General features: G+C 38.8%; 19 protein-coding genes and 1 pseudogene. 9 read left to right on the top strand and 11 right to left on the bottom strand.

Going from position 1 to position 19,613, the window contains the following annotated elements:
• Positions 1–125 precede the first annotated feature (125 nt).
• The gene (locus JEQ21_RS10315; protein WP_442805122.1) at positions 126–380 is read left to right on the top strand and encodes an Rgg family transcriptional regulator; all 255 of its coding nucleotides are present in this window, start codon (positions 126–128) and stop codon (positions 378–380) included.
• On the opposite strand, the gene JEQ21_RS08040 is transcribed toward JEQ21_RS10315, so the two are convergent.
• The 4 genes from JEQ21_RS08040 to JEQ21_RS08030 form a co-directional block, all read right to left on the bottom strand.
• Positions 370–1,527 carry a M16 family metallopeptidase gene (locus JEQ21_RS08040; protein ID WP_199364888.1) on the bottom strand — a complete coding sequence of 386 codons (1,158 nt, stop codon included), beginning with the start codon at positions 1,525–1,527 and terminating at the stop codon, positions 370–372. The genes JEQ21_RS10315 and JEQ21_RS08040 overlap by 11 nt on opposite strands.
• On the bottom strand, positions 1,520–2,266 hold the full coding sequence (locus tag JEQ21_RS08035) for a HesA/MoeB/ThiF family protein (protein WP_233340828.1): 747 nt from the start codon (positions 2,264–2,266) through the stop codon (positions 1,520–1,522). Before JEQ21_RS08035 ends, JEQ21_RS08040 begins: the two co-directional genes overlap by 8 nt.
• Entirely contained in the window at positions 2,263–2,622 is a 360-nt protein-coding gene (locus JEQ21_RS10005; protein ID WP_233340827.1) for a hypothetical protein, read from the bottom strand. The genes JEQ21_RS08035 and JEQ21_RS10005 overlap by 4 nt, the downstream gene beginning before the upstream one ends.
• A 254-nt stretch (positions 2,623–2,876) precedes the next feature.
• Entirely contained in the window at positions 2,877–4,469 is a 1,593-nt protein-coding gene (locus tag JEQ21_RS08030) for an ATP-binding cassette domain-containing protein (RefSeq protein ID WP_199364886.1), read from the bottom strand.
• Between the two features lie 222 nt (positions 4,470–4,691).
• On the opposite strand from JEQ21_RS08030, the gene JEQ21_RS08025 reads away from it, so the two are divergent.
• Both JEQ21_RS08025 and JEQ21_RS08020 read left to right on the top strand, forming a co-directional pair.
• Positions 4,692–4,910 carry a hypothetical protein gene (locus JEQ21_RS08025; protein WP_199364884.1) on the top strand — a complete coding sequence of 73 codons (219 nt, stop codon included), beginning with the start codon at positions 4,692–4,694 and terminating at the stop codon, positions 4,908–4,910.
• Positions 4,911–5,032: 122 nt separating this feature from the next.
• Positions 5,033–5,839 carry a DUF4767 domain-containing protein gene (locus JEQ21_RS08020; protein ID WP_199364882.1) on the top strand — a complete coding sequence of 269 codons (807 nt, stop codon included), beginning with the start codon at positions 5,033–5,035 and terminating at the stop codon, positions 5,837–5,839.
• A gap of 153 nt (positions 5,840–5,992) precedes the next feature.
• Here the strand turns inward: JEQ21_RS08020 and JEQ21_RS08015 are convergent, their stop codons facing one another.
• From JEQ21_RS08015 to polA, 3 genes are all read right to left on the bottom strand, one after another.
• The gene (locus JEQ21_RS08015; RefSeq protein ID WP_199364880.1) at positions 5,993–6,445 is read right to left on the bottom strand and encodes a CoA-binding protein; all 453 of its coding nucleotides are present in this window, start codon (positions 6,443–6,445) and stop codon (positions 5,993–5,995) included.
• A gap of 1 nt (position 6,446) precedes the next feature.
• On the bottom strand, positions 6,447–6,794 hold the full coding sequence (locus JEQ21_RS08010; RefSeq protein ID WP_196092296.1) for a DUF2200 family protein: 348 nt from the start codon (positions 6,792–6,794) through the stop codon (positions 6,447–6,449).
• Between the two features lie 280 nt (positions 6,795–7,074).
• Positions 7,075–9,717 (bottom strand): DNA polymerase I, encoded by a 2,643-nt coding sequence (gene polA, locus JEQ21_RS08005; protein ID WP_199364878.1) that lies wholly within the window; start codon positions 9,715–9,717, stop codon positions 7,075–7,077.
• Positions 9,718–9,962: 245 nt separating this feature from the next.
• Here polA and JEQ21_RS08000 point away from each other — a divergent pair, with 245 nt between their 5' ends.
• The 6 genes from JEQ21_RS08000 (at position 9,963) to JEQ21_RS07980 (ending at position 17,342) form a co-directional block, all read left to right on the top strand.
• A complete protein-coding gene (locus tag JEQ21_RS08000) occupies positions 9,963–12,482 on the top strand; it encodes a LysM peptidoglycan-binding domain-containing protein (RefSeq protein WP_199364876.1) in 2,520 nt (839 codons plus the stop codon).
• Positions 12,483–12,702: 220 nt separating this feature from the next.
• Positions 12,703–13,815 (top strand): hypothetical protein, encoded by a 1,113-nt coding sequence (locus JEQ21_RS07995; RefSeq protein WP_196092465.1) that lies wholly within the window; start codon positions 12,703–12,705, stop codon positions 13,813–13,815.
• An 80-nt stretch (positions 13,816–13,895) separates the two neighbouring features.
• Positions 13,896–15,008, top strand: a complete 1,113-nt coding sequence (locus JEQ21_RS07990; protein WP_196092464.1) for a hypothetical protein — start codon at positions 13,896–13,898, stop codon at positions 15,006–15,008.
• A gap of 80 nt (positions 15,009–15,088) precedes the next feature.
• Complete coding sequence (locus JEQ21_RS10120; protein ID WP_267904633.1) at positions 15,089–15,217, top strand: hypothetical protein; 129 nt, start codon at positions 15,089–15,091, stop codon at positions 15,215–15,217.
• Between the two features lie 275 nt (positions 15,218–15,492).
• Complete coding sequence (locus JEQ21_RS07985; RefSeq protein WP_199364874.1) at positions 15,493–16,203, top strand: hypothetical protein; 711 nt, start codon at positions 15,493–15,495, stop codon at positions 16,201–16,203.
• Between the two features lie 17 nt (positions 16,204–16,220).
• On the top strand, positions 16,221–17,342 hold the full coding sequence (locus JEQ21_RS07980) for a hypothetical protein (RefSeq protein ID WP_199364872.1): 1,122 nt from the start codon (positions 16,221–16,223) through the stop codon (positions 17,340–17,342).
• Positions 17,343–17,533: 191 nt separating this feature from the next.
• Here JEQ21_RS07980 and JEQ21_RS07975 read toward each other — a convergent pair.
• From JEQ21_RS07975 to JEQ21_RS07960, 4 genes and pseudogenes are all read right to left on the bottom strand, one after another.
• Positions 17,534–17,632, bottom strand: a pseudogene (locus JEQ21_RS07975) (type II toxin-antitoxin system RelE family toxin); the annotation flags it as partial.
• Positions 17,628–18,032, bottom strand: a complete 405-nt coding sequence (locus JEQ21_RS07970; RefSeq protein WP_199364868.1) for a type II toxin-antitoxin system HicB family antitoxin — start codon at positions 18,030–18,032, stop codon at positions 17,628–17,630. The pseudogene JEQ21_RS07975 and the gene JEQ21_RS07970, both read right to left, overlap by 5 nt.
• Positions 18,033–18,075: 43 nt before the next feature.
• Positions 18,076–18,276 carry a type II toxin-antitoxin system HicA family toxin gene (locus JEQ21_RS07965; protein ID WP_199364866.1) on the bottom strand — a complete coding sequence of 67 codons (201 nt, stop codon included), beginning with the start codon at positions 18,274–18,276 and terminating at the stop codon, positions 18,076–18,078.
• Positions 18,277–18,755: 479 nt separating this feature from the next.
• Positions 18,756–19,613, bottom strand: an 858-nt coding sequence (locus tag JEQ21_RS07960; RefSeq protein ID WP_199364864.1) for an IS1380 family transposase, incomplete at its 5' end; no start/stop codon positions are given.

Genomic DNA, 19,613 nt, shown 5'->3' with positions numbered 1-19,613 from the left:
TCTTTTTTCTAGTTAGTTTCTGAAAGATACTAACTAGAAAAAGGAGGCCAGGCAACCACGGGGCGCCTAGAACGCACAAAATTCTATCAAAAACTGTCCAAGATATTGACTGAAATCCACAGGTCATGATTGAAAATAGACTTTTAGAGCAAGCAACTTATCTAGTCCAAACCACTACAAGCTTACTTGCTAATTCCACCTATTTCTTTGAATCTTGTAGACTACTCTTTCTTGAAGGCTACTTGGAATTTGCTCGGAGGGGTAAATCAGAACAAGCAATAAATAAACTTGAAAAAGCTTTAGATATTTTTCAAACTTTCAATTCAACAATTCATCACCATTACCTAGACTACTATGAGAAGCACATCCTTAATCAATAAAGATGTGCTTTTCTGGGTTGTTCAACATCGTGTTATTGGAAAATTTTATTATGTCATGGATCTGCACACTTTCAATATAGGATTCAATGGTTTCCAAACTTGGTATTTTAAAAAGATGTTCTTTACATAGTGACTTCAAATAATTGTTTCGATTCGACTCACTTATCATGATCAACTCATTAGACACTCGTCGTTTAGCTTTTTGAAACAATTCATACATTTTATAATCATCTATATCAAATACTTTTTCTTCTAACAATTCTACTAGCTGAATCCTATATTCTTTAGGTACTTTTGTAAATAACTTAAACAAAGTAAAATTAGAGTAAAGAATTGGAAACGAACCAACACTATATATCCATCTTCTTTCATTCCTTAACTGATCTCCCAAATAAGATCCCTTAACTCCTGTTAGCAGTGCATTAAAAATCGATAATGCAGCAACATCTTTGGGTAAATTTACAAATTTAGAAATATCATAATATACTCTGATTTCATTCATCGACTGTGTATCAGACAAAATAGTTATTCCTTTGGAAAAGTTCGGACGATTCAAAGTCTTTATTTTGTGATCATTAGTAATATCTATTTGTAGATTATCTAAAACCTTTGTTAAACTATCTGGACCCGAGACACAAATCACACAGTCACCATTAAAAATATATTTATAGTAAAATTCTTTAAGTAATTTCAATTCTACATTTGCTATACTCTCAGGCGTACCAATTATATCTTCTTGCCACATATCTGAGTATATATACCTATAATCAATACTCCTACCGATTTTCCCATATTGTTCCAATTCAATTAAGACTGTCTTCCTCTCTCTCTCAAGTTCATTTTCACAAATATTTAAATTCCATATTTTTTCTAAAGTTCGAGAGAATAACTCATTAAAGTCCTCTAACCTACAGTAACCGCTAAAGCATACATACTCCCTAGAGGTCTCCCCTTTGATATTTGCACCAAAATAATCAAATAACTCATTTATAGAACTACTGCCTCCCGACTGTAAAACCAAGTGCTCAATTAAATGTGAGTAGCCCAGTTCAATAATGTTCTCAATACTTGAACCACCTCGAAACATTATTGCAAAATGGGCGAATTTACTATTTTCATTACGTTTAAACAAAATATTTTTATTCAATTTTAATTATCTCCCATAGCTTACTTCTATTTTCTTTTGAACCGCATGTTGGACAATCTTCTTCCTTCTTAAAAATTTGAAATTCTTCCTCAACAAATCTATCAAAATTAAATCTTAACAACTTATTGGTTACGGATCTATTTCTACCAGATATGTAATCTAGCCAATGTTTTACCACCCAAGAAGTTAGCATTAAAATATTGGGGAGAATATTCGCTGTAATTAGATTATATTCATTGTTAGTAAACCTACCAACCAGTTTTTGAAAATGCTCACAATCTTGGTCTACCAGCAAACAATCAATACAACCAGTATCCTCCGAACTCGGATCACAAAACAGTACTTTTCCTGCACTGCGCTGACTAAAGCAATAGACGGAGGGTATTTCTAAAAGATGGCTGGCTCGATTCACCAATCTTTGAGCTATATAAGGTGGTTCATCTATACAACAAATAACCCAATCACTACCATCAATCTCATTTTGAACTGTATTCACTGTACATAGTCGTTTCGAACTTGTTGTAATACCGCAGCTTGGCTGTCTTTTGCTTATAAATTGTGAAACACATTGAACTTTATGCTTCCCTATATCATTCATGTTAAAAATACTTTGTCTATTAATATTTCCTTCTTCAACTATATCATCGTCTACTAAATGAATTTCCCCAACCCCTAATTGAGCTAATTGATAAGCAATATGAGAACCTCCTCCTCCACAGCCTAATATTGAAATTTTCATCCCAATTTAAAACCTCCCAGTCCCTCACTTGCATAATATGTTTCGGCAGATTCATAGAAAGAATAATGCTCAATTTTATTACTAGATTTGGGTAAAATCTCAATCAAATTTTTTTTTGAAAATTTTGATACAAAATTATAGATGTTTTCTTCAGAGACCTTATATTGTTTCGATAATATCTGATAAATATTCTCTACACTATGTTCTCCTGAACATACTTTAATCAAATCATTCCAGAATTTTGAATTTCCCTTTATCTCTAGAACATCATCATCATCTGCTCCAATTCTGAGTACATCATTATCCCAAAAATATACTATTCTGTCCTTATTCCATTTTGGATATAATTTATCCATTTCAATTCCCCTCCATCCAATATAAAAAGGTTGGAAATATTCCAACCTAAAATAATACCGTTGATTTCTAATAACCCAATTATCATAAATTCAATATGCAATTAACTTACAAATACTTCGGTATTGCTACAGAAAATGCCTCTCCATTTTCCACATTAGATGAAATACCAGTTTGTGGTGTTTTCATTACGAACTTCTTCGAAATCTAGATCAAAGATTTCAAGGTTTTCATTTTCATCCATAAACATACTTTCTCACCTCCTTTCCCCATCTATTCTGATAACTTGATCAAAACGTTTCAGGATTTCTCTGTCTTGATCATGAGTGATCACAATAATGATTGCATCAAATATAGAAAGTATATAATCCATTATCTTCCTTGATCTAATGGGATCTAAATTACTGGTTGGTTCGTCAAATATATACACTGAGTAATTTTGACTCAAATATCTAGACAAATCAATTCGTTGTTTCTCTCCTTCCGAAACTGGACTATAATCTCCTCCAACAGACTTCTGTAAAAACTGGCTATCAAATCCCATTACTTCCTTTAATTTGTTTGATAATGGAGCTGAATTTCCCAGTTCAATATTATCCAATACACTTCCTTTCACAAGGAAGTCATTTTTTTGTACAAAAGCAATTTCTTTATAAAGGCTTTGAGAATTTATTTGATCATTTGCTACTCCATTTATCTCTATTTTCCCCTGATATTTTGTAGAAGAATAGTAGTTTAAAATCAATTTCATAAGTGTAGTTTTACCCACCCCAGATTCTCCGACTATAGCATATGTTTTTCCTTTCTGAAATTCGAAAGAAAAGTCCGAAAAGAGGATTCGATTGTCAATCTCGAATCTAAGTTCCTGTATACTTATGGATGAAACTGCCTCTGCCAACTGTTTTGATTCTGCTATAACATTTTTTTGATTTTCTGGTCTTATAAGTTCGTCAAAATTAACCAAGATTGAATCTGCACTCTGAATCAGATTTTTTGAATAGAGGAAATTTTGGAAAGGACCAAATACTCCGTTGAGGAGTTGAATGCTTGCAACTAATAGACCAATTGTCAATAAATCATTTCTTACAAAGATAATACCGACCACCATACATGCTACTTGTGAGAAGAAACTTAAAAAAGTACCGGTATTAGAAGCAAGATCTCTCCCGTATTGATAGGCTTGTCTAGCATTCTCAAAATCCTGTGTTGAATTTCCAACCTGTTCTTGCATCCTTTTTTGGATACCTAGTAACTTTATCTGCTCGAAACTCTTTAAAAAATTTGTCATTATGTCTAAATAAGATTGATTTTTAGAGGTATAGGTCTCCGTTGCAGCTTTAATTAGCTTTCCAGGAATTTGGGATAAATTGATTGTAAGCAAGGAAAGGAGCAGGAAAAGTAAGGCTAATCTCCACTCAAGTAACATGAGAGCACAGATACTAATCAGCATGGAGGCAAGATTCACTACCATATTAAATTTGGCCACTAAATGATTTTCCATAAGTAAGTCTATGTTCTTTGTCAACGAGTTAAGAAATTCGGATTCTGATTTTCTTTCAGGAAAATCTTGATTAAGATAGGATTGAACTAAGCGATCTTTTAAATCTAAAATAATTTTTTTGATATATAAATTTTTAACATATGAGGATGTCCAAGAACATAGGTACCAAGCTATAATTGTCAGAACACAGAGAAACACTTGCCTCTGTAGCTCGTGAGTCGAAATAGTTAGGCTGTCTAAAATTGTTCCTAGTTCGATGGAAAATAAGGTCATCAAAATCGATGCACTAAGAGCAAAAGTAAGCGCAAATCCATACCAAATTCTATAGGACTTTATCAGCTGTTTCATGTGACTCACCTCCTTTTGATAACCTCATTCTACCTCCTATCATCCCTATCCACTCAAACTTCCCGTATTTGGGACGAAAAAACTCACTATTTTTTCAAACCGTTAATTTTTTCAACTTGTATTCACTAACCTTTCTACATATTCCCATTTCCTAATAAAGAGGCTGGAACACAAGTTTTACCACAAAAAGATATGATAGAATAAAAGGAAATAGGAGGTTCTATGAAAAAGTATGCAATTTTAGGACTGAGCTTATTATCTCTGAGCGGATTCACTGTATCTGCTGATGAAACTATAGCTTATCAAGAATTATTCAATCGAGATTTAAAACCGAATTGCGATCGAATTGTGCGCTATGCCCTCTATGATATCGATGACAATGGAACCGATGAACTCATAGCTGAAACAGATGGACAGCGCCAGCTTCTTTATAGTCTTTGAGTTTACTTTTAGTACAAGGCAGCGAGTCGTAGACAGTACTGAAGTACGGCAAGACGAGCTAACACAGTAATAAAAGATAAACTAAAAGACTATACTACCTCAAAAAAGGCTCTCCAACCTATTTGGCTCAAAACTACGAAGCCTCTACAGATGGTTACCGCAGCTTTTTCGCCATCAATAAAAATCAGACCATTACTCATTTTGAAGTCATGGCTGGCAGCAGCAATGCTGATTACAAAGTTTATCGACTAAAGAAAGATAACACAGCTGCTGAAGTGATTGAGAAAAAGACTTACAATTTAAAAGCTGATCGCAATTCTGCTCCTCCTGAGAGAGTTGACTTATCATCCTTAGAATGGAAATCAGTTAACGGCAGTCCAGTAACCTCCAGTAGTAACCATGCAAGCAGTCCAAAAAATCCGACTGAACAAAGCACGTCCAGCAGTTCTAGCAAGACGGACAACCCAAAAACCAATCCTAATGCGAGCCAAGCTCTTTGGAACCAGGAGAAAGCTGAACAACTAGCCAACTATATGGTTGAGTTCGGAAATAAAATGGGACAACCAGGTTACAAATCCTATGCTCCAGGAGATGACGACGACTTTTTTGGTGTCATGAGCTTTACGGAGCAAGATCGAATCGTAGTCGGCGAACGGGCAGCGGATGGAGCTGAACTCACAAACGAAAGGAAGGTTACAGTGGCCTTCTATAATGATGGACTTGGAACCGCTGACTACAATATTGTAGCTAGCTACGGTGTTGTTCACAAAAACTTCCCTATCTTCTATCATTTTACGATTCACGAAGGACAACCAGTTGTGCTAGTATCTCGTCAAAACCAAGGTAATCCTGAGCGATTATACTACATGAATCCAACAAACAACACTGAATTGAGAGATACTTTTGCAGCCATTGTAGAAGGAAGATAATTCGTAAAAAGCTATTTCTACTTAAAGAAATTCTCCAACTGCGTCCTCACTTAACGAACTAGTAGACAAAAAAGAACTCCACAGATTAAGGACAAATGATACGTACCGTATCAAAATCCTTTATCTGTGGAGTTCTTTTATCTTTGATAGCTACTAAATCTCACAAGCCAAGTTAGTATCATCCTCCACCAACATCTGGTGGTCAACCTTGATACAGCGGTCCATCATTATATCTGCAACTCCCGCATCTTCCAACATATCCAAAGCTTCCTGGCTAAAAAGACCGAGTTGAGCCCAAAAGGCTTTGGGTTTCGTGGACATCTTAAGATAGTCTGCCGCAACGTCCGGTAAAAACTCACTGCGACGGAAAACGTCTACGATGTCGACTGGGAAAGGGAGGCTTTCCAAGGATGGGTAGACCTGCTGACCTAGAATTAATTGGTCGACAGCACGTGGGTTGACGGGGACAATACGATAGCCCTTTTCTTGAAGATAAGATGCCACTCGGTAACTGACAGCATCTTCTCTAGGGGAAAGTCCTACAATCGCAATAGTCTTGCTTTCTACAAGAAGTTTTTTGATCGTAGAGGAATCTGTTACAAGCATATTAGGACCTCCGAATTTTTTCTAGGGGACGACCCTTGGCTAGTTCATCAACGAGCTTATCCGTTATACGAATTTGCTTCATCAAAGGATCTGTCAATTCTTGAATTTTAACACCACAAATTGTTCCTGTGACAGTGTCCGCAGCTGGATTCCAAGCAGGACTTTCCTGATAGAAGTTCGCTAGGGTTCGAGTTTCTGAATCGAACTGAAGTTGTTCAGGGCTGTAACCTGTGAGCCAGCTTAGAATCTGATCCAATTCATCCTGACTACGCTCTTTTCGTTGAACTTTGTTCAGATAGGCCTGGTAAATACTGGTCCAGGTCATCTGATCGATTGTTTTTCTTGCCATTACTGACCTCGCTAGTTTCTAAACTGCTCTCTCTTCTATCCCAAAACCCTAATACCCGAAGCCAACCTATGCCGTCAGCTATTCGATGCTCACTTCCAAGACTGGCTTCGTTTTCCTTTTTCTAGGCTCGGAATCCAAGATATCGAGAGGAATTCGAGATATCTTCCCACTGGACTTGCCTCGCTCTCACGTTTCTAGGCCCAGGATCCAAAAGTCCATCGGACTTACCTCGCTTTCACATTTCTAGGCTCGGGACCCAAACATCTCCCAGATGTTTGGGTTACTTCGCTTCATACCATGTGTCTCCTGCGTTGCCGTCGGCGATGAGGGGGACGGTGAGTTGGATGGCGTTTTCCATGACTTCTTTGAGGAGGGTGGTGATGGCTTCTTGTTCTGATTTGGGAACTTCGAGGACGATTTCATCGTGGACTTGGAGGAGCATGCGGCTGGTGTAGTTGCCTTCTTCCAAGGCCCGGTCCAGGTTGATCATGGCGATTTTGAGGATGTCAGCGGCAGATCCCTGGATTGGGGAATTGATGGCTGTCCTTTCCGCAAAGGAGCGTACTTGGAAATTCCGAGCATGGATGTCCGGCAGTGCACGACGGCGGTGGAAAATCGTTTCCACATAGCCTTGGTCACGCGCTTCACGGACAATGGTGTCCATATAATTCTTGATGCCAGGGTAGCGCTCGAAATAAGTTTCGATGTAATCCTTGGCTTCGGCGCGTGTGATGCCTAAGTTGTTGGCCAGTCCGAAGTCTGAAATTCCATAAACCACACCAAAGTTGACAGCCTTGGCATTGCGACGATCCAAGTCCGTTACTTCTTCCGCTGTAGCACGGCCAAAGACCCGCATAGCTGTAGAAGTATGGATATCCAAGCCATCCTTGAAGGCCTGAATCAAATGCTCATCTTGAGAAATATGCGCCAAGACCCGTAATTCAATTTGCGAGTAATCCGAACTGACCAAAACAGCATCGTCAAAGGAAGGCACAAAAGCCTTACGAATTAAACGTCCCTGCTCCAGACGAATCGGGATATTTTGCAAGTTGGGATCCGTACTAGATAGGCGCCCCGTTTGGGTCAAATCCTGCACATAGCGAGTATGAATTTTTCCATCCTCTGCGATGGCATCCTGCAAGCCCACGACATAAGTGGATTGCAGCTTGGTAATCTGACGGTAGTCCAAAATCTTAGCCACAATCGGTGCAATCGGTGCCAACCGTTCCAAGACATCGACCGCAGTCGAATAGCCCGTCTTGGTTTTCTTGGTGTACTCCAAAGGCAAGCCCATCTTCTCAAAGAGAATCACGCCCAACTGCTTCGGCGAATTGATGTTGAATTCCTCGCCCGCCAAGTCGTAGATTTCCTGGGTCAAGCCCTCGATGACCGCCTGATTCTCAACCTGCATCTCTTCCAATGTTTCACGTTGAACCTTGATTCCTGCCAATTCCATTTTGGCCAAAACCTTAGCTAGTGGCTGCTCCATGTCTACCAAGAGCGTCCATTGCTCCTGCTCCACCAATTGGCTTTGAAGGGACTCCTGTGTATCCACCAAAACGGCTAGTTTATCAGCCAGGTGCTGGAAGAAGACCTCTTCCTCCGGAATAGCCCGTTTCACACCCTTACCGTAAATGACCTCATCCTCTACCAAAGGACGACTGCCATATAAACGCGCAATGGTCGAAATCTGATTGTCTTCAACCGTGGACAAGAGATACTTAGCCAAACGACTATCAAAAGCTGGCAAAGGCAAGTCCAGACCATACCGGTCTACTAAAACCTGGACCTTCTTGAAGTCATAAACATACAGAGGAGTCTGCCGCAAGAATTCTTGGAACACCGGACTTTCTAAAACAGCTGGAGACTGGCCAACATAAATTTGGTCCTTGGTTCCCCAAACCACACCCCGCAAAGGCTCGACATGATAATTCTCTCCTAACAACTCCAGATGAAGAAAGGTTTCTGCTCCAAACATCTCCGCCGTTGGCTCAGCCACCACCTGATAAGGAGCATGCTCCACCGGAGTTGAACCCCCAGCAGATTGGTCTAATTGCTGCTTCAATTGGAGGAAGCCCATATCCTCATAAAATTGTCCCAAGGCTGGCACATCCGGACCTTGGTAGACAAGATCCTCCAAACCAATCGCAATCGGCGACTGTGTGTCGATTGTTGCTAGGGTCTTGGATAAGAAAGCCTGTTCCCGGTCATTGATCAGATTTTCCTTCATTTTGGACTTCTTCATTCCGTCCAAGTTTTCATAGATCCCCTCTAGAGACCCGTATTCTGCCAAGAGCTTGAGACCTGTCTTTTCCCCAATCTTGGTCACCCCTGGAATATTATCTGACTTATCCCCCATCAAGGCCTTTAAATCGATAAACTGAGCAGGGGTAATCCCCATTTTTTCCATCAAATAGTCAGGGGTGTAGGCTTCAAATTCCGCTACCCCTTTTTTCGAAATCTCAACAACCGTATTGGAATCCGTCAATTGAATCAAGTCCTTATCACCCGATACAATCGTCACTTCAAAATCGGCACCCTCAGCTAATTTATCCAAAGTCCCGATAATGTCATCCGCCTCATAATTCTCCAACTCATAATGGCGAATCCCTTGAACCTCCAGCAACTGCCGAATAAAAGGAAACTGCTCCCGAAACTCATCCGGCGTCTTGGCCCGACCCCCCTTATAATCCGCAAACATCTCTGTCCGGAAAGTCGTCTTACCCGCATCAAACGCCACCAAAACATGAGTCGGCTGCACCCGCTCCAAGAGATGCGACAACATCAACTGAAAACCGTAAATCGCATTGGTATGCAAACCAGACGGTGCCTTAAACCGATCCAACTGCTGATAAAGGGCAAAAAAAGCCCGAAAGGCCACAGAAGACCCATCAATGAGTAGTAATTTTTTCTTATTTTCCATAAGACAATTATAGCACAGACCTAGAGGAAGCAAGGGATTAGGGTAATTGAAAAAATAGCGCATAGACTCGAAAAATAGTGATAATAATCAGAAATGTTACAGAAAACACTTTATTAAAAACGTTTATTTATATTGTTTGTATATCATTTGAGGTTTTGTTAGAATGAAGGTATTCACTAGTGATAACGGTTACATTTTACTTGTAGGGCAAAACCTTACACTTGGAATTCATTTAGGAGATTATTATGAAACCTAAACATATTTATCGTACCCTGTTACTATCGAGCACCTTATTATTCCTTGCTAATACAGAATTCTACACAGATACTGTAGCGGCAGATGAAAAAACAAATTCAGAGGGGATTGAAGTTCAAAGCAATCATCTAGAAGCCTCCCCAGATAACGATTCTACATTCCAAGTTCCTGAAGCTAATCACTACAATGTCCCACCGACCTTAACCCAAGATACCCCGACTCCTTCCGAGTTAGATATTTCCCAACAAATTCCTGAAGTAAACATGCCTTCTCAACAGGAGTCTCAACCAGCTGAGAACAATCTTGTCACCGAAATCAATATAGCAACAAAACTCCCAGAATCAGACATTCCAAGTCACAACAGCCCCTTCCGTAATAACCAGCCAAGCAATCCACAAAAAGCTGCGGCTGAATTCGAGGACAAGGCTAAGCAGTACCTTGCCAATCTAACCCCAGAAGAACATCAATTATTGGAAGCTAGCCCAGATATAAAAAGTAAACAAAAAGTTTTAGAGAGTATTCTTATTCGCCAAATTAATGAAGAATATAGCTTGAAAGAATTAGAAGAATTCAAGAAGACCTTGACTCCAGAACAGAAAAAAGAACTGGAAGAAACCTCTGATTTAGTTGAATTTGAAACGAAACTAAAATCTTTCTACCAGACTTCGCAAGCCCAACAAGATTTTGGGAATCTTGTTGACACCTTAATTCTAAACAGCACTGAAGAAGAATTCCGTCAACTTCAAAGAAGTGCTGACAATCCCGAAAAATTTACACAAACTATACTTGACCTAGCCGCTTCACAAGCACAGACTAATTCAATTTCTGAAACAAATCAAACTTTTCGAATGCCCATTACAGCGGGAATTCCACTTATTATAAAAGCTGCACCTTATATTATTGCTGGAGTAAAAGCTCTCGGAACTGCAGTTATCGCCTACTTTGGTTCTCAGGCAATCAATAACAGCTATCAATACGCACGTGCTCAAGCCTATCAACGGCAACAAGCACTGTATGCTACCATGGCAAAAAGCTATGTAAACAATCAAGCTAGAATTCAATCAATCAGCCAAGCTCAAAGTTATACGTATACTGGTCCTGGTTACTATGCCGTTCAAAACTATACTTATCAGCCAAGTCAGTCTTATGGCTATACACCAAACTACTCCTACACTCCTCAGTACACAGGAGGATATACTGCACCAGCACGCGCCTATGGCCAAGTTGCTGCCTCTGTCTTTTATTATACAGGCAGTCTCAAACTCCCAGTCTACAATTTATCAGGAAAAAAACATACTGTTCTTCCAAATGAATCTGTCTGGTCTATCTCTCAAAAATACAAAATTCAAATGAATGACCTCATCACCTGGAATGGACTTACAAACGGACTCATCCACCCAGGGCAAAAGGTTTTGGTAAAACCAGACACTCTTATCAATAACGGTCTCCAACACCAAGTGTTGCCAAACGAATCCGTTTGGTCTATCTCTCAAAAATACAGCATCTCCATGGCTGATTTCAGAGCTTGGAATAACATCAAACATGACACCATTCACCCAGGACAAAAAGTTTACATTAAGGCAAAATCGGCTGCAAAAAAAGCCCAATATATTGTCAAAGCTGGAGATTCTATCTGGAAAATTGCCAAAGAGCACGGAATTACAATTGATGACCTAGTAAAATGGAATAAAGTCACAAACTTTACCATCCATCCTGGTGATACCCTCATCACAACCCAACCTCCCCTCAATCCCTTGCCACCTGTGATTACGAAACAACCATTACCTCAACTTGGTGCGCTCTATACTGTCAAAGCTGGAGACTCCATCTGGAGAATCGCCCATGATCACAGTATCACAATGAAACAGTTGCTAGAATGGAATAACATCACCAATCAAACCATCCATCCTGGCCAACAACTCATTACCCAAAATCCAGCAAGTCCTTCTGCAGCCACTGCAAATAAATCCTACACTGTAAAAGCTGGAGACTCTGTTTGGAGAATTGCTCAAAGTCATGGTGTCTCCATGGATGATTTGGTTAAGTGGAACAATATTTCAAACTTTACCATCCATCCTGGCGAAGTCCTCATTCTCAAACAACCAACACAAGCACCCTATTCCGGACTCACAACTCATACCGTCCAAGCCGGTGAATCCGTTTGGCTTATCGCTCAAAAATATGGCATCACAATGGATGAACTGGTAGAATGGAATAACATTTCCAATTTCGCCATCCATCCAGGGCAGAGAGTAATTATAGGCTATGTTCCCTCTCCAGAAACTACAAAACTTGCTAAAGAATTAGGATATAGGAAGATAAAAGAAAGGAGTAAACATGATAAGCCAATTTATGAACGTGTAAAAGGTAAAGGTCCTAAATTTATATCTCCAGATCATGCTAGTCATAAAGGAGGATATTGGAAAGGTGCCGATACCAAAGAAAAATTGTTAAGTAAGGATGCTCGAAAAGGAACTTATGATAAAGATCTAAAACGTATAGATGACTGATAGAATTTAATTTCACACTATTTTTGTTGCTTCATTCAATCGTCTTACCATTCCCTGCTTTGTCCTACAAAGTAAATACTCTTTAAAAATCAAAGCTATCAATTGCTATCTCCCCTCGATAAATCCTAGTTCTATCATGGGCATCATTTCCTAAACTATTTTTGATTTTCTTGAAGTAGAGATAAATAGACAATAACAAATTACTGCACAAGGAGAGTATATGTTAGAAATTGACATCTATAAATATAACCTAGAAGATTCAACCTATATTGATGACTGGACCTCCATATCAGATATCGGTCAAAAATTTCATGGGCAACTTCTAACCTACCAAAGCTACCTTCAAGAAGAAGACCGTTATGTTAACACAATCCAAGAACTTTTACAATTCCTTCATATCCAAAATCTGACAGTTGATTGGTGCTCAAAATTTTTCAGTCTACGTTACCACCAAAAACATGGACGACTAACCTCTGTTCAGAGTCAACTTTATCAAAAATTAGATAAAGGACTCATAGTAAACCGAAATGAAATTGCTGATATTATCCGTCTCAATTTACGTGAAAGTATTGACTGTAGTTTATCTAATTCCATTATCACTATTTACTTTGACTATGACTACTATATGTCCATAAAAATAGCAGATAAATCTGACTTACATCACATCATAAATATTATTAAAAAACATGGATTATTTTGGCGACCTTCAAAAAATCACTACTATCCTGAGGATAAAGATAATAAAGTTGCTTTTGGATTTACTTGGAATAATGGACTCATCAATCCACCAGGTGACTATCATCATGACCTTCGAATTTCCAAGGATGATCCCTTGAATCGTACCTATACCGAATGGAGTCATTTTGACGAAATCGAAAATGGACTGGATTGGGCAGAGTACCAAACTGTGGAACAAAAATACCTCCAGCTAGTTTTGGACTTCCTGGATAAGTTCCAGGTAAGTGAGTTTGCCATCAACAGCCTATCCCTTAACAATATTCAGGAACTCGGTGTCTCTGAACAGTACTTCTCCCCTCAAGAAAAAGTGCTATTCCAACAAATGTATAAATATGAAGAAACTGTAGAGGATTGGACTATAGAACCATTCATCGTCCGAAAAGAAGACTTTTCTACTCTATTCAAACTAATGTTCAAACGTGTATTTACTTCTTGGATTACAGACGGTTCTATTAGTATCCAATTCGATGCCTCCTTCCGCCTCTACCTCTCCTTCTACGGCCACAAAAAGGAAGTGCAGGAGTTAGTCGAGAAGCACGGACTCTATTGGCAGGAACGCCAACCACCTTATCATGAGGCGGTTGACTTCACCTAAATAAACTAAATTTGTTATCTGAATGAATACAAATCCCATTACTTTCTAATCCAAATTCATTCAATACAGGAAGTAACACCATGCCCACACTACTAATTCACAAATATGATAAAACTAATCCAAACTACGTCAAGGACTGGACTTCTATTTCAGATATAGGAAAAACATTTTATGAGGAGCCTCTCACCCTCAATACCTATTTAGAAACAGAGGATCGATATGTCCAAGTAATCCTAAACATTATGGGCTTATTTCATATTCAAAAACTGGAGGTACGAACTATTGAAAAGTATCATAGCCTTCAATACGTCAAACAGAATGGACTATTGAATGAAAAACAGGCCTTCCTTTACCAAAAAATAGACAATGGAGTACAGCTCAATTACCGTGAACTTTCTGAAACCATTAGACTTAATTTACGTGAGTCAATTTGGTGTGGTTTATATAGTCCTGAAATTGAAGTCAATTTCGGTTATGACTATTACGAAGCAATCACGATTGCAAATTCTGAAAAACTGGAATTGTGTAAACAAATTATTGAAGACCATGGATTGTACTGGCAGGAAATCTCAACTTCTCCCTTTAAAATAGAAGAAGAATTTAGAGATGCCCTAACCTACACTTGGGGCGACGGTCAAACCAATCCACCAGGTGATTACCATCATGACCTTCGTATCTCCAAAGATGACCCTTTGAATCGTACCTATACTGAATGGAGTCATTTTGACGAAATCGAAAATGGGCTGGATCGGGCAGAGTACCAAACAGTGGAACAAAAATACCTCCATCTGGTTTTGGACTTCCTGGATAAGTTCCAAGTAAGTGAGTTTGCCATCAACGGTCTACACCTTAACAACATTCAGGGATTCGGTATCTCTGAACAGTACTTCTCCCCTCAAGAAAAAGCACTATTCCAACAAATGTATAAATATGAAGAAACTATAGAGGATTGGACTATAAAACCATTCATCGTCCGAAAAGAAGACTTTTCTACCCTATTCAAACTAATGTTCAAACGTATATTTACTAATTGGATTACAGATGATTCGATTACTATCCAATTCGATGCCTCCTTCCGCCTCTACCTCTCCTTCTACGGCCACAAAAAGGAAGTGCAGGAGTTAGTCGAGAAGCACGGACTCTATTGGCAAGAACGCCAACCACCTTATCACGAAGCCGTTTACTTCACCTAAATAAACTAGATTTGTTATCTGAATGAATACAAATCCCATTACCATCTAATCCAAATTCATTAAATACAGGAAGTAACAATATGCCCGCACTTTCCATTCACAAATACGATAAAAGCAATCCAAACTATCTTGAAGATTGGACCAGTTTTTATGAAATTGGTCAACGTTTCATGGAAAACTACTATCGTTTGAAGACTACCTCCAGGTAGAAACCCAGTATGTCCAGACTATTCAAAACATACTAGATTTACTTCAAGTAAACACCTTATCTGTTTTCTATTGTCGTAAATCTGACAGTCGTGAAAGAACAAGGAAAGAAGCTGCTCTGACACCAGATCAGTATCTTCTCTATCAACGTATAGATGATGGAACTCTATTAAATCGGACTGAGATATCTGAGGTAATTCGATTCAATTTACGAGATACTTTGGGGTGCAGAATTGTTGGAGATGACATAAATATTCACTTTGGTTATGATTACTACATGTATATTGAAAGTTCCAGTAAAGCACACTTTAAAGAATTTCAAAAAATAATTAATAGAGAAGGCCTCTACTGGCAGGAGTTTTCCATTGCCCCCTACCATTTAGATAAAGATGGTGTAGATGCTTTATCTTTTAGTTGGGGCGATGGTCAGATAAATCCACCAGGTGACTATCATCATGACCTTCGTATTTCTAAAGATAATCCCTTGAATCGTACCTATACCGAATGGAGTCATTTTGACGAAATCGAAAATGGGCTGGATTGGGGAGGGTACCAAACTGTGGAACAAAAATACCTCCAGCTAGTTTTAGACTTTTTGGAGTACTTCCAGGTAAATCAACTAGCCGTCAATGGAGGTCTAGGATTCACCACCATTCAAGAACTCGGAGTGCCTGCCCAGTACTTCACTTCTCAGGAAGAAGTATTATTCCACAAATTACAGGAATATGACAAAAATGTAGATGATTGGACCGTTGAATCATTTATTGTTCAAAAAGAAGATTTTTCAACTCTATTCCAATTAATTTTCAAAGGTAGATTCAATACTTGGATAAGTACAAGCCACATCTCCATCCAATTCGACTCCTCCTACCGCCTCTTCCTCTCCTTCTACGGTCACAAAAAGGAAGTGCAGGAGTTAGTCGAAAAACACGGACTCTATTGGCAGGAACGCCAACCACCTTATCATGAGGCGGTCGACTTCACATAACTACGAAAGTACCTTATATGCCAGCACTTTCCATTCACAAATACGACAAAAGCAACCTCAACTACATTGAGGATTGGACTGCTATATCGGATATTGGGGATACCTTCTATGGGAAAGTATTAACCTTAGAAGAATACCTGAGAGTTGAAAATCGATATATTCAAACAATCAACAAGATTCTGCAATTATTTAACATTGATAGCCTTGAAGTAAGGGAATTGGAAAAACGTTCTAGTATTCAATCTCAAAAAAAGGAAAATCGACTGAACTACGACCAGTACCAACTATTTCACCAAATTGATAACGGATTGTTACTGACTGGAAAAGAAATCTTTGAGGTTGCTCGATTCAATCTACGCGAAGTATTATGGTGCCGTCTTTACAGTCCTCGTCTTCAAATTCACTTTGGCTATGATTACTACATGTATGTTCAAAGTATGGAGGAAGAAAAACTCGAGCAATGTAAGGAGATAATTCGTGAGAATAACCTTTACTATCAAGAATTCTCCACCTCTCCTTATCAAATGGAAGAAGAAGATATAGCGCCTTATACCTATACCTGGGGCAATGGTCAAATGAACCCATCAGGCGATTATCACCATGACCTGCGTATTTCCAAAGATAACCCTCTAAATCGCACCTATACCGAATGGAGTAATTTTGACGAAATCGAAAACGGACTGGATTGGGAAGAGTATCAAGCCACAGAACAAAAATATCTTCAGCTAGTTTTAGATTTCTTAGAGCTATTTCAGATAACCAAACTAGTCTTCAACGGCCTATCACTTAACAAAATTTCAGAACTAGATGTCCCTACTCATTACTTCTCCCCTCAAGAAAAGTCACTATTCCAACAATTATATGAATATGAAAAATACGAAGAAACTATACAAGATTGGAGAATAGAAGTATTCACCCTTCGAAAAGAAAATTTTTCCACTTTCTTCAAACTAATGTTCAAAGGGATATTTACCGATTGGATTACAAACAATTCTATCACCATCCAATTCGATGCCTCCTATCGCCTCTACCTCTCCTTCTACGGTCACAAAAAGGAGGTTCAAAAACTCGTTGAAAAACACGGACTTTATTGGCAAGAACGCCAACCGCCTTATCATCAAGCAGTTGGCTTCAGATAGCTAAGAGAGGATCTTATAAGCCCATACTTCCCATTCATAAACAAGGGAAACACAAGCCCAACTATGTTTTCGCCAAGGGATTTTTATAGATCGTTAAAAATGAACAAAACAACACGACCACCAAAATTGGCAATCGTGTTGTTTTGTTTTAGAATCGGCAAAAAAACCGTGTTAATCATGATTCCTCAAAATTATGTATAAATTTCTTTCCTATGACCAACTTCAACAGCTAGTACAATCATTTCATTATCTCGAATATCACAGATAATCCGATAATTGCCAAGCCTATAGGTTCTTTTCAAACTCCTCTACAATGTCATCTATCGAGTAGGTAACCGGATTCATTTCAAAATCCTCTAAGGCTTGGATACCTCTTTCATAATCTAACTTGTCTTCTTTTTTAGAAAGTTCCCGCTCACGAACCAACTCGGTATCGACTGTAATAGCTTGGATTATATCGCCATCACGCACTAACTTGCTAGCGAGCGCTTTGAAACTAGATGGGTTCGGAAAGTCCCGTTCTTCATCTTCAAACATAATGGTAAAGATTTCAAGCACTTCACGGGCGTTGTATTGCGCCTCCTTCAAGTTGCTTGCTTCACTGATAGCCCCTGGGAAGTCTGGGAAGCTGATGGAGTATCCACCTTGTTCTATATCTTCTTCAAATAGTGCTAGATAAGTGTATTTCATAATCATTTTACATAAGCCGATAACCAATCCATGGCAAAAAGAATCATTCCCCATTTTCGCCTTGCTTCAGGACACTAAGCATTTTGGAAAGCGTGCCAGCTTTATAATCTTTTTGCTTGGGATTGCTGATAAGCAATGTCCTACCATCAGGGTGTTGCCACAAGGTGTGAGATCCTTTACCTTTATCGGTTGGAGAGAAGCCTGCTTTTTTTGCAAGCTTTTCAATTTCCCGCCTCGTGGTCATCGGCCTTTTTCCTTCCTTTATCTTTAATTACATTATACACTTGTTTCAAACATTCGTTAATCAAAACACATATTTTTTACAAATGTTCTTTGGCTCATCAAAAACTATTTAAACTGCCTTATGGTCACCTCTCTACAAGTTTATTCGAATTCTATCCTGAAAATATCCTCATCCGCAACATCAACAAAAAAAGAAGAACTGCTCTCTATATGCAGCTCTTCCATTGATTCAACGCTATCATCCCACACCAAATAAAGTATAAAACCCGAATTCTTCATACCCTGAATATCTTTGCGTAACTATCAAAAAAATCATCAGAAACAAGCAATAAACAATTGCAGTTCTGATGATTTTTATGAACGATCAAGCTTTTCTATAAATAAATATGGGTCTGCTACCTTACCACCCTAAAAAAGGGTAGACTCCGCCCTTGGTGCGACTCTCGATTTTTAAAAATGTATTCTATTTGATTCGGTATCCTAATTTCCTAACAAAGGAGGACTGGTATCCCTTACTGCATAGAGAACGGGGAGTGAGAAATCTAGTCTAGAAATTCGCTCAAAGAGAGCCTGAAACTCATCCTTCAGAGAATAGAGATTAGACAGTTTTAGAATTTGTTTTCTAGCACTTTTGACGCATTTTCCAGCTATCTTCACAAACAGTTTCCGAAAACGTTTCATCGTCAAATTTTTCACAGACCCACTAGCTAGATGCTTCATAAATAAGGAAAGATTATAGGCCAAGCAAGAAATCATCATACGAACTTCATTCTTGATTAGAGTTGAACTATCTGTCTTATCCCCAAAAAATCCAGACTTCATCTCTTTTATGAAATTTTCAGACTGTCCTCGTTTTCGGTAAAGTTGAAAACATTCTTCGCTAGCACCATCAGCTAGATTGGTCACAAGAGAAGTAACTTCATAGAAGAGTTCCCCATCCTTTCTTTCTGAAAATTGGCAGACACGGCGGGCGTGATCCCAAGAATTTGCTTGATAAACAGTATCGGAATAGGAAGAATGAGGTAAAATGGTCATATCCTCATTTTCAGAACCAGGTAAACTTAAATCCCCTAAACGACTAAGAATAGAGTTTCTTTTAAGCTTGATGAGATAGCTCTCTCCACTCTCTTCAATAGACGTGTAGATTTGTGGAGAGGCAAAACCGCTGTCCATACGGAAAAGTAACTGTTTAAAACCTTTTAAAATAGGTTGAAGAAAATCCACTGCTCCATGGGAACAATAGTGATTTCCAGGACGCAACTGAGCATTGAAACAATAGCCCGTTTGACTTTCAAAAGCATAGAGTGGATGGTAGCCTGTAGCACGGTAATGAGCATT

The organism is Streptococcus sp. 121 (assembly GCF_016458205.1).
Taxonomy (GTDB): domain Bacteria; phylum Bacillota; class Bacilli; order Lactobacillales; family Streptococcaceae; genus Streptococcus.
This window is presented reverse-complemented; position numbering and strand designations above follow the sequence as displayed.

Excerpts from the sequence above, each read along its gene's own strand:
- JEQ21_RS07970 (WP_199364868.1), bottom strand. The coding sequence starts at position 18,032 with ATGAAATACACTTATCTAGCACTATTTGAAGAAGATATAGAACAAGGT.
- JEQ21_RS07980 (WP_199364872.1), top strand. The coding sequence starts at position 16,221 with ATGCCAGCACTTTCCATTCACAAATACGACAAAAGCAACCTCAACTAC.
- JEQ21_RS08025 (WP_199364884.1), top strand. The coding sequence starts at position 4,692 with ATGAAAAAGTATGCAATTTTAGGACTGAGCTTATTATCTCTGAGCGGA.
- JEQ21_RS07990 (WP_196092464.1), top strand. The coding sequence starts at position 13,896 with ATGCCCACACTACTAATTCACAAATATGATAAAACTAATCCAAACTAC.
- JEQ21_RS10005 (WP_233340827.1), bottom strand. The coding sequence starts at position 2,622 with ATGGATAAATTATATCCAAAATGGAATAAGGACAGAATAGTATATTTT.
- JEQ21_RS08035 (WP_233340828.1), bottom strand. The coding sequence starts at position 2,266 with ATGAAAATTTCAATATTAGGCTGTGGAGGAGGAGGTTCTCATATTGCT.
- JEQ21_RS10315 (WP_442805122.1), top strand. The coding sequence starts at position 126 with ATGATTGAAAATAGACTTTTAGAGCAAGCAACTTATCTAGTCCAAACC.
- JEQ21_RS07985 (WP_199364874.1), top strand. The coding sequence starts at position 15,493 with ATGTATATTGAAAGTTCCAGTAAAGCACACTTTAAAGAATTTCAAAAA.
- JEQ21_RS10120 (WP_267904633.1), top strand. The coding sequence starts at position 15,089 with ATGCCCGCACTTTCCATTCACAAATACGATAAAAGCAATCCAAACTAT.
- polA (WP_199364878.1), bottom strand. The coding sequence starts at position 9,717 with ATGGAAAATAAGAAAAAATTACTACTCATTGATGGGTCTTCTGTGGCC.
- JEQ21_RS07995 (WP_196092465.1), top strand. The coding sequence starts at position 12,703 with ATGTTAGAAATTGACATCTATAAATATAACCTAGAAGATTCAACCTAT.
- JEQ21_RS08000 (WP_199364876.1), top strand. The coding sequence starts at position 9,963 with ATGAAACCTAAACATATTTATCGTACCCTGTTACTATCGAGCACCTTA.
- JEQ21_RS08010 (WP_196092296.1), bottom strand. The coding sequence starts at position 6,794 with ATGGCAAGAAAAACAATCGATCAGATGACCTGGACCAGTATTTACCAG.
- JEQ21_RS07965 (WP_199364866.1), bottom strand. The coding sequence starts at position 18,276 with ATGACCACGAGGCGGGAAATTGAAAAGCTTGCAAAAAAAGCAGGCTTC.
- JEQ21_RS08030 (WP_199364886.1), bottom strand. The coding sequence starts at position 4,469 with ATGAAACAGCTGATAAAGTCCTATAGAATTTGGTATGGATTTGCGCTT.
- JEQ21_RS08015 (WP_199364880.1), bottom strand. The coding sequence starts at position 6,445 with ATGCTTGTAACAGATTCCTCTACGATCAAAAAACTTCTTGTAGAAAGC.